At 48.1% G+C, this 12,852-nt stretch carries 10 protein-coding genes; 6 read left to right on the forward strand and 4 right to left on the reverse strand.

Annotation, left to right across the window (positions count from 1 at the left end; all coding sequences use genetic code 11):
• Nucleotides 1–377 precede the first annotated feature (377 nt).
• Together J0895_RS16960 and J0895_RS16965 are read right to left on the reverse strand one after the other, a co-directional pair.
• Nucleotides 378–2,063, reverse strand: coding sequence for an ABC1 kinase family protein (locus J0895_RS16960; protein WP_207089231.1), 1,686 nt, complete (start codon nucleotides 2,061–2,063; stop codon nucleotides 378–380).
• A gap of 288 nt (nucleotides 2,064–2,351) precedes the next feature.
• Entirely contained in the window at nucleotides 2,352–3,476 is a 1,125-nt protein-coding gene (locus J0895_RS16965; RefSeq protein WP_207089222.1) for an aminotransferase class I/II-fold pyridoxal phosphate-dependent enzyme, read from the reverse strand.
• Nucleotides 3,477–3,671: 195 nt separating this feature from the next.
• Between J0895_RS16965 and J0895_RS16970 the strand changes: the two genes are divergently transcribed.
• Nucleotides 3,672–4,451 (forward strand): ABC transporter permease, encoded by a 780-nt coding sequence (locus J0895_RS16970; RefSeq protein WP_207089223.1) that lies wholly within the window; start codon nucleotides 3,672–3,674, stop codon nucleotides 4,449–4,451.
• 42 nt (nucleotides 4,452–4,493) lie between these two features.
• Here J0895_RS16970 and J0895_RS16975 read toward each other — a convergent pair whose 3' ends face one another.
• A complete protein-coding gene (locus J0895_RS16975) occupies nucleotides 4,494–6,374 on the reverse strand; it encodes a hypothetical protein (protein ID WP_207089224.1) in 1,881 nt (626 codons plus the stop codon).
• A gap of 512 nt (nucleotides 6,375–6,886) precedes the next feature.
• Between J0895_RS16975 and J0895_RS16980 the strand changes: the two genes are divergently transcribed.
• The 3 genes from J0895_RS16980 to J0895_RS16990 all read left to right on the forward strand — a co-directional run bounded on the left by J0895_RS16980 (nucleotide 6,887) and on the right by J0895_RS16990 (nucleotide 10,472).
• Complete coding sequence (locus J0895_RS16980; RefSeq protein ID WP_207089225.1) at nucleotides 6,887–8,071, forward strand: succinate--CoA ligase subunit beta; 1,185 nt, start codon at nucleotides 6,887–6,889, stop codon at nucleotides 8,069–8,071.
• A 10-nt stretch (nucleotides 8,072–8,081) separates the two neighbouring features.
• The gene (locus J0895_RS16985; RefSeq protein WP_207089226.1) at nucleotides 8,082–8,999 is read left to right on the forward strand and encodes a succinate--CoA ligase subunit alpha; all 918 of its coding nucleotides are present in this window, start codon (nucleotides 8,082–8,084) and stop codon (nucleotides 8,997–8,999) included.
• 135 nt (nucleotides 9,000–9,134) lie between these two features.
• The gene (locus J0895_RS16990; protein ID WP_207089227.1) at nucleotides 9,135–10,472 is read left to right on the forward strand and encodes an ATP-binding protein; all 1,338 of its coding nucleotides are present in this window, start codon (nucleotides 9,135–9,137) and stop codon (nucleotides 10,470–10,472) included.
• A 201-nt stretch (nucleotides 10,473–10,673) separates the two neighbouring features.
• Here J0895_RS16990 and J0895_RS16995 read toward each other — a convergent pair whose 3' ends face one another.
• The gene (locus J0895_RS16995; RefSeq protein ID WP_207089228.1) at nucleotides 10,674–11,144 is read right to left on the reverse strand and encodes a GIY-YIG nuclease family protein; all 471 of its coding nucleotides are present in this window, start codon (nucleotides 11,142–11,144) and stop codon (nucleotides 10,674–10,676) included.
• A gap of 299 nt (nucleotides 11,145–11,443) precedes the next feature.
• Between J0895_RS16995 and J0895_RS17000 the strand changes: the two genes are divergently transcribed.
• Both J0895_RS17000 and rimM read left to right on the forward strand, forming a co-directional pair.
• Nucleotides 11,444–12,031 carry a 2'-5' RNA ligase family protein gene (locus J0895_RS17000; protein ID WP_207089229.1) on the forward strand — a complete coding sequence of 196 codons (588 nt, stop codon included), beginning with the start codon at nucleotides 11,444–11,446 and terminating at the stop codon, nucleotides 12,029–12,031.
• A gap of 84 nt (nucleotides 12,032–12,115) precedes the next feature.
• Entirely contained in the window at nucleotides 12,116–12,742 is a 627-nt protein-coding gene (gene rimM / locus J0895_RS17005) for a ribosome maturation factor RimM (RefSeq protein ID WP_207089230.1), read from the forward strand.
• Nucleotides 12,743–12,852 lie beyond the last annotated feature (110 nt).

A 12,852-nucleotide genomic window follows, 5' to 3' on the forward strand; every position in this document is an offset into this window, starting at 1 on the left:
CCTCTAGCTTGAGAGAGACTGCGGGTTGAGCGATTCCGAGACCAGGCTTGCACCAATTGGGTGAGGGTGGCATAGAAGGCCGTTCCCGAGGCGATCGCCGCGATAAACGCAGCAGCTAACAGGAAATAAGGTGGCTCTGGATAGGGAAAGTTAGGCACGAATCTCTCCTACAAGACTGTCAACTCAGAAGGGTCAACTATCCACGGTAAAGGGGAAAGGCTCAACTGTAAAGAGGAAAGTGCCTCGGGTCAATCCTAAAGACCAATTTTTCCGAGGACGCTGGGACCCAAGAGGCCAGAAAGCGGGTTTCTTGACCAAAATGGAACCAGAAACCCGCTTTCTTAAATTCTGCCCAGGAAATCGGCGATTTCCCGAGACTACTTTTCCTCAAAAAAGGGGATTCCAGTTTGCATCGAAGGTAACAACGCCGCCGCACCTTCCCGAGAGAAATCAGCTAAAGCTCCCCAAGCGGCATCCAGTATCCGATTGGGGTGGATATCTTCCTTAATCAAGTTCCACAGACGGCGGACTTCTTCTGTATGGAGTCTGTCATCTTCGACTAACGCCAATAAGATTTGACGGCGCAGAAACGCACCTTCTTCTGAGAGGAGATAGCGCAGACCTAACTCGGCTGTGGGGATAATATCAAAATTGGTATCCGAACGGGCGATCGCAATCAAGTTTTCCAGACGACTCCACTGGAACTTGCTATCCTTAAATAACACATCTATCAACCGTCGTCGTAACTGCGGTGATTCTCCGGCAAGTAACCGTCTAGCGATATAAGGATAAGCCACATCAACGATTTTGAAATCAGGATCCATCGTTAAAGCTAACCCTTCTTGAGTCACCAGGGAACGAATAATCAGGGCAAACTTAGCCGGGACCCGGAAGGGATACTCGTACATCAACTCCGAGAAGCGATCGGTAATCGTCTTAAAGTTGAAATCCCGTACACTTTGGCCCAGGATATCCCCTAATACCGCTTCTAAGGCAGGGACGATCGGCCAGATATCCGTATCGGGGGTTAAAAATCCCAGTTTGACAAATTGTTCAGCTAATTCTACATAGTCTTTATTAATCAGATAAACGATCGCCTCAACCAGGTTTTCCTTGGTCGTTTCGTCTAGCTGATCCATCATGCCAAAATCAATGTAGGCCATGCGACCATCTGCCATGCCAAATAAATTCCCGGGGTGCGGGTCCGCATGGAAAAAGCCGAACTCCAAAAGCTGCTGTAATCCTGTTGTGACTCCAACTTCGATTAAGGCATTAGTGTCAATTCCCGCCCCTTGCATGGTGGGAATATCATTGAGTTTGTATCCCTCAATCCACTCCAGAGTTAGAACCGTATTGCTACTATATCGCCAGAAAATACTGGGAACCTTGACCCTTGGATTTCCGCTGAAGTTGGTCGCAAATTTTTCGGCATTGCATCCTTCGTTGAGATAATCGACTTCTTCAAAGAGTTTGGTCCCGAATTCATCGACAATTAAAGCCAGGTCATGGCCTAAATTCAAGGGCAACCAAGGTCCGATCGCCTTTGCTCCCCAGCGCATTAAAAACAGGTCCAGAGTCAGAACGGGTTTCAAGTTCGGACGCTGTACTTTGACCGCGACTTTTTCACCACTGTGCAAATAGGCTTGATACACTTGGCCTAAACTCGCTGCGGCAACAGGTTCGGGGGTAATTTTAGCAAACAGTTCTTCAACGCTTTTGTCGAGTTCTTGCTCAATGATGCGGTAGGCGATCGCACTATCAAAAGAAGGTAGTTGGTCTTGTAGCTTGATCAGTTCATCGAGGAAGTCCTTGCGGATCAAATCCGGACGGGTGGAAAGAGCTTGACCGACCTTGATGAATGTGGGACCTAGGTTGGTTAAGATATTCTGGATCTGTATCGCTCTTTTTTGTCGTTGTTGTTCCGCTTGGTTTGTCCACTCATCCCATTTCAAGCCCAAAATAAAACTAGCCAAATGCCAAATAACGGTGATGGCTCTCCAGATCACTTTCCAGGGACGGGAACGATAGTAACTGGCGATCGCCGGAGGATCATACCGCCGCATCTGGGCTATGGTTTTAGAACTCACGCCTTTCCTTGCCTCTAATACTTGGGTTGGATCTGAAGTGACCACCAGCCTTGCGGTCTGGCTTATTCAGATTATTTACTTATTTCTTAATATCTTAACCCATCTTTACAATTCTTTAACCCTTCTTGACCTATAGAATTCACTCTATTGACCTCACGGGTTATGTTGATGGGGAAAGATGACGCCTGAAGGCGTCACTACGAACGAAGAAGAAACCCCTTCCCCCGTTTGTAGTAACGCCTTCAGGCGTTCTCCCCCTGCAATTTACAAAAAAGACTTCAAACTATAAACCACCTCTTGCTGTTGTTCCTCAGATAATTCAGGGAACAGGGGTAGAGAGAGCACCTCCCGAGATGCCTGTTCTGCGATCGCCAAGTCACCCACTGCATAGCCCAATCCTTGATAAATCGGCTGTAAATGGAGCGCCAGAGGATAGTACACCGTAGCGGCAATCCCCGACTCGTTTAACTGCTGCTGAAGCCGATCGCGCCGTTGGCTATTATTTTCTTGACTTTTTACCCGAATTGTGTATTGATTCCAAACCCCTTGACCCCCGGGTAATTCTGACGGAGGGATAATTCCCGGCAGAGGTGCGAGGAGGCGGTGATAATTTTGGGCGATCGCCCGTCGGCGATCGTTCCAAAAATCCAGATAGCGTAACTTAATCTGAAGAATCGCCGCCTGTAGCGCATCGAGACGGCTATTAATTCCCACGGATTCATGATAATAGCGCCCACTCGCCCCATGCTCCTTTAATATCCGCATTTGAGCGGCGATCGCCGGGTCGTTTGTTGTAATGGCCCCGCCATCGCCAAAGGCCCCTAAATTCTTCGTGGGAAAAAAGCTAAAACAGCCAACATGACCGATACTACCAACCTTCTGTCCCGCCCAAGTCGCCCCCGTAGATTGGGCGCAGTCTTCGATTACGGCAAGATTGTGTTGATTGGCGATCGCCATTAACCTCGTCATCTCCACCGGCTGTCCATAGAGATGCACCAACAGAATCCCCCGCGTTTTTTCCGTAATCGCCGCTTCTAGGCGTTCCACATCCAAATTAAACGTCTCTGGGACAATATCCACAAAAACCGGCGTTGCACCTACCCGGGAAATCGTTTCACTCGTGGCAAAAAACGTGAAAGGGGTGGTAATGACTTCATCCCCAGGGCCAATATCCAGCGCCCTGAGTGCCAGATATAATGCATCGGTGCCGCAATTGCAGGAAACGCACTCTTTTGTGCCGATATAGGCGGCAAACTGTTGCTCGAATTCTGCCACAACCGGACCGCCAATATAACGTCCCGAGGCCAACAGTGCTAACACTGTGGCTTCCACTTCTTGGGCGATCGTGTGGTACTGCAAACACAGATCCAGGGGGGGGATATGATTCACGCCTCTACACCATCATTTTTTTAGATAAAATCAGATTTTGCCAGGGGGACCAACGCAGAAAATGCCAAAGTTTACAGTCTAGGAGTGGCCCCATTCCCATTCAAAAAACTTATAAGGCATTTTATAGTTAATGGGCGGTGGAGTACAAGTCATTTACCCTAAGCATTAGAAAAAGTATCACAAATAAGAAGCAGAATGGAGCGCATTGAATTAGATTTTATCGATTTGGGATTGGCCCTGGGATTGATGATATTGGCGATCGCTCTATCCGCATGGCAACGCCTGGGATTAGAGGGTCAACTGGCTTTAGCCACTGCTAGGACGATGATCCAGTTGCTGATGGTGGGATTTTTCTTAGAAGCAGTGTTTACTTGGAGAAATCCTTGGGCGATATTGGCTGTCCTGATGGTGATGCTCACTATTGCTGCAATTGTTGCCCGTAACCGGATTAGTCAAAAGATTCCTCGGTTGTTGCCTTGGGTGTGGGGTTCCATTGCAGTCAGTAGTGCCATCACCTTGGTTTACGTTAACTTGTTGGTCCTGCGACAGCCGGAAGCTTGGACAAATCCCCAATATATTATTCCTTTAACGGGGATTGTGTTAGGAAATGCGATGAATAGTGGAGCGATCGCCGGGGAGAGATTTGTGAGTACCCTGAACAGTTCCCCGGTGGAAATTGAAACCCATTTGTGTTTAGGGGCAACACCGGAACAGGCGATCGCTACCTATCGCAAAGATGCCATTCGCGCCGGATTAATTCCCACGATTAATACCATGATGGTAGTAGGACTGGTGACCTTACCCGGGATTATTACAGGTCAATTAATCAGTGGGGTCAATCCTATGAATGCCGCCGCCTATCAAATTTTAATTATGTTTATGCTGGCGTTTGCTTCTCTTGTGAGTGCCCTGTTAATTACTAAAGGGATTGCCCGAGAGTTTTTTAACTCAGCGGCACAACTTCAAAAATTTTGAAACAGTGCGCTAAGTTGCTGGGAATAGCCCGGTTTAGCCCTGTCAATTGGGAGTATGACGCCCGATAAAGGCCCCATAAGGGTCGTAAAGTTCCAGGGGAAGCTGGGCGTTATCGGCGATCGCTTCTAAGGCAGTTCGGAGGGTCTTCACGTGCAGATCTAAGCCTTGACGGACTTTCGGATCGCGGTTTGTGGTGGCAATTGTCGCCGTTTGTTGAATTTTCCGAATGTAGTCAGCACTTAACCACACACTGATGACACTATCGGTCAAGGTATATTCACAAACTTTGGGATTGCCTTGACAGGTATTGTTAAGGTCCGCCCGAGTTTTAGCGATCAGATTGGCTTTTTTGAGTTCCTCTTGCGCCACTTCTCGTTCCGCCTTGAACTCCTGGAGGGAGGCAGCGGTTTTGGGGTAGTAATAAGTGCCGGTGGGGACTTGTTCTGCTGAGGCAACGGCTTGGTTCCACTGGTCTACCGCTTGGGACCATTGATTGTTGAGGGTGGAATTTTCGGCGCGATCGGCTGCGAGAATGGCTTCCTCATAAGCCTCCGTGGCGATTTTTTCCTTAGTTTTGCGATCGCGGGAGAGTTCAAGCTGCGATCGATAGCTAGGCAGGAGTTGACTCGCCTCCTGATGGGCCATCGTGCCTCGCGGCAGGGCCTCTAACTGTTGGATTACCTGTTCCCAACTGGCATAGATAGTTTCCCAGCTTTCCACCGACTGAGCGACGCCACTGCGAGCGATTGCGACTTTAGCCACGGATAGAATCGCCTGCATTTGTTCGCGTCCAGTTTTTTCAGCCTGAATCCGCCCTTGAATTTCGGTTAAATTGGCCCGATAAGTCGGTAATTTTTCTAAAGCCAGAGGATAGACCGGACTATCAGGGGGAACGGATTCCATCAGGGCGATCGCCTGTTGCCAATTCGAGGCAACAGGCTCCCATACGGTCACCGGATGAGGCGGATTTTTCCCCTGAGCAACCGCACTCAAGGCACTATCCAGGGCAATGACCATTTCATCCAAACCTGCGGTGAGATTGCGATTTCGCCGCAGTAGGCGTTGAGCGGTCCCGTAATCTTTGGACCAGAGGGGAATGCCAGTTAAGAGTTGGCTGGCCGAGGTAAGTTGCGCTCTGGCGGCTTGAATTTGTTGTTGATATTGAGCCGCTTGCAGCAGTTCCGCAGAATCCTGGGTCAACTCGTTGGCGGTAACGATTTCCTGACAGGTGCCGATCGCGCAAGGACGAGACAGAGCGTAAAACGTGGCTGACCCCAAAACTAGGGCGATGGCAGCACAAGCGGAAAACGGCAATAACCAAGAACTGGGCTGATTTTGCGACTTCCGTTGCCGTTGGGGTTTTCGTTGCCGTTGCTTTTGAGTGGGTCGTTTTCGTTGCCGTTGCCGTTCCGGTGACAGTTCGAGTTGCTCCTCAAAGGCTTCCTCGGGTGGGGGGGCATCAAAGGGATTGAGGGGAAAAGCGGCGGCGGCCAAATCCATTGCCTGCCTTGCCTCTTCACTAATCGGAGGGGCGGTTTCCCGGGGATTGGGGGCGCTATGGGGAGGGCGATCGAGCAGGAGTACAGGTTCGCCCCCTTCCGGATCCATGACCGCCCCGAGGGGTTGGGGCGTTTTCAAGGCATGGTAAGCGTAGGGGTTTTTTTGACCCTTGACTCTCAGATAAAGTCGCAACTGACCTGGGACATACCCGACCAAAGCTAGAATCGCTTGTTGAATTGCTTTAAAGGTAGAGGGGAGGTCCAGTTTGACCTCCGGAGTATGTTCTCCCAGGACGATTAAATTGCCTTGCTTGTAAGCACAGCGAATTCTCAACGGCAAATTTTCCGGCAATTCAGCGTGTAAGCGTTCTTCGATGAGGTCGGCAATAGTTTTTAAATCGCCTTGGCGGACTGCGGTTGTCATAAATTTTTACCCCCGGTACACATCCTGTTGGTGCAGGTTTGGTGCTTACCGGCACGGGTTACGAACTGGCAAGCCTTCAAGTTAATTATTAGATAGCATACAACATCCTCCAAACGGTCAGATGTTAGCTTTTTTTGACGCAACGGGGATGAACGGGTTGATTTAGGGAATGGCAGGGGTTTATTCGAGTCGGGGAATGGGCGCGATCGCCCCTGTGGGGTAACTGAATGTGGTATTCTATCAAGTTTGGTGGGTTTGAGACTTACAAATCCCGATTAGAGATGGCAAATCCCATATGCAACACCCGCTTTTCGCCCTTCGGGTCAGCCGGATGCGCTCCTACCCTCACCCTCAATCCCTAATGGATTGGCACTTTAATCAAAAGTAGGCCACACTACAAACGGAGTAAACCCCAGAATCGAGAGGCCCCGAATTACGATAATTGAAACCGGCTTTTATGCCCTTTATTTTTCAGCCTTTGATCGTTCAAACCCACCGTTTTTCATACATTCATGGATTTATTAGAGTATCAAGCAAAAGAATTATTCAGGGAAATGGGCATTCCAGTTTTGCCCTCGCAACGGATCGACCATCCCAAAGACTTAAAGGGACTAAAGATTCCCTATCCCGTTGTCCTCAAATCCCAAGTCCGTGCAGGAGGACGAGGGAGAGCAGGTGGCATCAAGTTTGTGGCTAATACGATTGATGCGGTGGCCGCGGCTCAAAATATTTTTCACCTTCCCATCAATACGGAATATCCCGAGGTGCTCTTAGCTGAGGCTAAATATGACACCGATCGCGAATTTTATCTAGCAGTGGTCCTCGATCGCGCTGCCCGTCGTCCCCTGTTGTTGGGGTCAAGTCAAGGGGGGACCAGTCCGGAATTGGCGATGGAACAGATGCAGCAGGTAGTGGTGGATGAGGGCTTTTCTCCCTTTTATGCCCGTCGCTTAACCCAGAAGATGGGTTGCACGGGTCCCCTGATTGAGGCGGTGAGCGATATCGTCGAAAAGATGTATCTGCTGTTTGTGGAGAAGGATTTGGACCTGGTGGAAATCAATCCCCTGGGAATTAGTCCGGGCGGGAAAGTGATGGCCCTCGATGGCAAGGTGACGGTGAATGATGAGGCCCTCGGACGCCATTCGAGTTTGTTACAGTTGCTGCCGAAGACTCAGCCCGATGAGGGATTGGTTGCGGGGTCCGGTTCTCCGATGATGGCGGTGCCACCCGAATTAAAGTTTGTGGAACTGGATGGGAATATTGGCCTGTTATGTAATGGGGCGGGCCTGACAATGGCGACTCTGGATTTGGTGTATGCCGCAGGAGGCAAGCCTGCTAATTTTGTGAATATTGGTGGAGAATGTCGTTGGGATTTGACCCCGGAACTCCTGTGCGATCGCATCAAGCTCGGGTTGGCCCTGGTGAGTCAGAAGAAAAATGTCAAGGTGGTGTTGGTGAATTTGCTTGGGGGTCTATGTTCTTGCACTCAGGCAGTAGAGGCGATCGCCCATTACCAAAAACAAAGTCAGCGGGAAACCGCCACGGGAAATCCTCAAACCCAGATCAAGGTGATCGTGCGGTTATATGGGAGCGAAATTGACCAAGCGCGAGAAATTTTGCAGGCGGTAGAGGTTACGGTGGTGGAAAACTTGGACGAGGCGATCTCCTTGTCTGTGTCGTTGGCAACAAATGGCTAAAGGAGGGTTGATGAATTTTACGCCGGATACCAAAGTTTTAATTCAAGGCATTACCGAAGTGATCGGTTCCACTCATGCAGCTTTAATGAAAGCTTATGGAACCAATGTGGTCGCCGGAATTAGTCCCGGTTGTGGGGGCCAAACGGTTCAGGAGATTCCGGTTTTTGATCTGGTCGAACAGGCCCTCCGCAAGGTCGGTTCGGTAGATGTTACGGTGATTTTTGTCAAGCCTTACGCGGTACTGGATGCGGCATTGGAGGCGATCGCTGCTGGCATCCGTCAGATTATTATCATCACCGAGGGAATGCCGCCTCTGGATATGGTAAAACTCGTGAGAAAGGCGGAGGCCACGGATACCCTCGTCCTCGGCCCCAATACTCCAGGGATTATCGTCCCGTCTAAGGTCCTGCTGGGTATTCATAAGAGCGATTTTTATACCCCGGGTTCCGTGGGGTTAATCAGTCGCAGTGGCACTCTCACCTATGAAATTGCTCTGCAACTCACTCAGGCTAAGTTAGGACAGTCGATCGCCGTCGGGATTGGCAGTGATGCGATTTTGGGTTCCTCCTTTGCCCAATGGCTGCAAATTTTGGATGAAGATGACCACACCGAGGCGATCGTTTTAGTCGGCGAAATTGGCGGCAGTAGTGAAGAGGAAGCTGCACAGTATATCGCTGCTGCCATTGATAAACCTGTAGTGGCTTATGTCGCCGGTCATCATGCACCAAAAGGCAAGCGCCTCGGTCATGCCGGAGATATTATGGCCGCCCGACTTTCTACAGGTAAAACCTTTAATATTATCGGGGCTGATCCTGATACGGCCCAAAGCAAAATTCAGGCTTTTAAGTCGGCAAAAATTCCCGTGGCTTCTAGTCCTGCCGAAATTCCAGGTCTGGTTAAAAAAGTCCTGAAACAAAAGAAAAAGTAAGGCTAATTTCAGCCTAAAATTACTCACTCTCAAGGGTGGAATTTGCCAAACTAAAGCCCGCATGAGCGGGCTAAATTAATCGATAAATTGACCTATAATTTAGTTTTAATTGATTATTCCTAATTCTGTCATAAAATGGATAGTGAAACGGTTAGTTCAATTCAATATTTAGAAATTAAAGCGGCCTCTTTATTGCTGTATCAAGGGGTTTTTCGCACTGAACTGGGGAAATCTTTTATAAAACTGCTTCAGTTGATTTATGAAAGTTCTGGGGGAGGCGCTGGAGGCCGGGTGGGATTAAATTGTCTGAAGGCTTATGGCTGCTGGTTTAAACGCTTGGCAGCCGAACAAATGACCTGGCAAGACTATCTGCTCGATCGCATCCTCAAGGACGAAAATCCCTTTACTTACCAGGTACAACGTCAGCCGTTTGAAGAAATCACGGCCCCTTTAGTTGCGGCAGTCAAACATGATTTAGAGGCATTGCAATGTTTCTATGACTGTTCCGGCGATCGCCTCCGGCAGTGGGTGGAATCCGCTAGTGGTATTCCCATTCCTCCGGTCCTTTGGAATTCATCCTCTATAGAAACAGCAGCTATAGATCAGTTGCCTCTCGGTTCCAGAAAACGGGCGATCGCTACCCTCAAATCCTCAAAAAAATGGCCTGATACTCTCCAGGAGTTAGTTGCCTATTACCACACACAGGGGACCGGGCAATTTACAGAGTATCAAGCCTTTACTTGGCAGTCAGGGAAACTAAAAACCATCCCACACCCTGACCCGGTGCGCTTGACACAATTAGTCGGCTATGAGTTCCAGCGCGAGACTTTAAAAAAGAACACGGAATTTTTATTAGCCGGTAAACCCGCCTTAAATGTTTTACTCTATGGCAGTCGAGGAACCGGCAAATCTTCCTTAGTTAAGGGATTATTAAATGAATATAGCCCTCAAGGATTACGATTAATTGAAATTCCCAAATCTCAACTTCAACATTTACCAGAAATTGTCGATGAACTGCGCGATGCCCTTCAGAAATTTATTATTTTTGTGGATGATTTATCCTTTGAAGAAGATGACGATTCCTTTAAAGCATTAAAAGTGATTTTAGAAGGCACCCTCACCGCCCGTCCTCGAAATGTAGTGGTGTATGCTACCTCTAACCGTCGTCATTTAGTGCGGGAGTTTTTTGAGGAGAGACCCCGCCCCTCTCAAGCGGATGAAGTTCATGCTTGGGATACCCTTCAGGAAAAACTTTCCTTTAGCGATCGCTTCGGATTAACCTTAACCTTTGAACCCGCCAATCAAGACAAATATCTGGCGATCGTCCGTCATTTAGCCGCAGAAGCTCGATTAAAATTATCCCCTGAAGACTTAGAGTTTCAAGCCTTACAATGGGCCACTCGCCATAATGGTCGTTCCGGACGCACCGCCCGTCAATTCGTGGATTTTCTCCAATCGGAACAAGAGATTTGATGAAAATAATTGACCGGGTTTTATGCTCCCGAATTTAGGGGATAGGGAGTGACTGGAAGATTAGGGAAAAAGAGGGTTTGGAGACCAAACCCCTACAAGAGAAAACGATTTTTCATAATTTAATTTACCCCCTTGACAGCGCTAGTTTCTAAAGCACCTCGCCCTCTTTGGGAGAGGAGTTTGGGGTGAGGGTTCCTCCAATTACATCTCCTCATTAAACACCGGATGCAGCTTTTGAATTAACGATTGCTCCCACATCTGTAAGGTTTCTGCAGTCACCATTCCAGGCAGGATAGTGAAAGTTTTAATCAAAATTTCAATGCCCAATTTATGCATTTTTTCAAACATCGGCACTTGATGATTAGACTTCCATCGCTGACTGATACTGGTTGTCGCAATGCCAATATAAACTAAATTTTCGGTCCATTTCCCCTTGGCATCATAAATGATAAAATAGACGAAATATAAGCCCGGGAAATCCGGCAATTGATGGAGTCCCTCCTCATTGATCACATCTTTAAAATCAACATATTGCAAATGATATCCAGCCCACTCGGAAATCTGTTCCCGAGTCAGGGATTCAAAAGGATTGAGGGCGGAGAGGGGAACGAGAGAACTTTCAGTAGTCATGCTTCGGGACATATCTTTTAAAGCGATCGCATCAGTCATCATGATTTGCTGATATTTCAGCCCGGAATCCAGCGCTCAATTAGATTAAGTATTTTTCCAAATTGGCGCAAAATAGGGGATATTTAGTTTATTGTACTGGACTAATCGCTGCAAATCTCTTTGACAACTCAGCCAAGTGATTGAGGATTAGGTTACTCTATATTCTTGATGGGATGATTTATCGTAAGTTGATCCGGGTCAGGACTCCAGGGTTCTCCGGTTTAGGGCGATTACTCCAGGGATACTCCCAGCTTGAGGCCCCGATTTCTAAAGCGATTGTATGTTGACACCCAAGGAATGCCATGATTTCAACCGATCCCACTTTATATTTTATTGCGCTTTTGCCCCCAGAGGCGATTCAGGAAGAAGTCACGGGATACAAACAGCACTTTGCTGAAAACTACCAAACTCGTCAGGCACTCAAGTCTCCCCCTCATGTTACCCTGCAAGCTCCTTTTGAATGGGAGGTGCAAAAGCAGGGACTGCTCGAAAAGTTCCTTAGAGGGTTTGCTTCGGTCCGTGCACCTGTGCCGATGGTCTTGTCGGGGTTTGGTTCGTTCCCTCCCCGAGTGGTTTATATTAATGTCAAGAAAACCCCAGAATTGTTGTTATTTCAGTCGAAATTAGCGGCAGATCTCAACTCGTCCCTGGGGATTTATGACCCGAAATCTAAGGGGCGATCGTTTTCCCCGCACATGACGATCGCCTTTAAAGATCTTAGACGGCATCATTTTAATGTGGGATGGGCTGAATTTAAAGACCGAGAGTTGTATTATGAATGTTCAGCCAGTCATCTAACTTTACTGATATTTCAAGACAGACGGTGGCATATTTGTGGGGAATTTCCCTTAAAAGCTCCGGTTGCTGAACTATTAGGTGAACCGAATTAAACCCCACAGCAACCTGTCGAGATTTTTATCTTTATTATTCCCGCTTAGGTGGGAATTACTTACCCTCTTTTTGTCCTGATAATTATGAAACAACAGCCCTCAACTCCGAAAACACGCCCCTCCGATGAATGGATCGAAATTGGTAAAATCATTGGCGTGCAAGGTCTCAACGGTGAAGTTCGAGTTTATCCCTCCACGGACTTCCCCGAACGGTTTGAGGAACCGGGACAGCGATGGTTAAAGTATCCCAATCAATCCACTCCTCAACCTGTGGAATTAGTACAGGGTCGATTGATTGAAAATAAGGGAATCTTTATCTTACAATTAGCCGGGGTGAGCGATCGCAATCAGGCCGAAGCGTTGCGCGGTTGTGTATTCTTCGTTCCTCAAGGCGATCGCCCCCATTTAGAGGAAGATGAGTATTACATCCAGGATTTAATTGGATTAGTGGCGATCGACCAACGCACGGGGGAGGCGATCGGGACCGTCGTCGAAATTCTTACCGCCGGTCATGATATCTTAGCAATTAAACCTCCAGCTATACCGATTGAAATTCCTGACGTTTCTGAGACTGCCGAAACTCCTGCAAAACGCAAATCAAAGCCCAATATTTTAATTCCATTTGTGAAAGAAATTGTCCCCATTGTGGATATGGCAGCCGGTCGCTTGGAAATCAATCCACCCCCAGGTTTGCTTGAGGTGAATAATTAAAGACTCTCATCAAAGGAGGATTTGTCCGGGGAGGATTTGTCCGGGGTTTTTCAGATGGAAATTGCCTATTAAATAGGAGGGTAAACGCTGAGACAGAAAAATCAAAGCCG

The organism is Phormidium pseudopriestleyi FRX01 (assembly GCF_017313335.1).
GTDB classification, from domain to species: Bacteria; Cyanobacteriota; Cyanobacteriia; order Cyanobacteriales; family Laspinemataceae; genus Laspinema; species Laspinema pseudopriestleyi.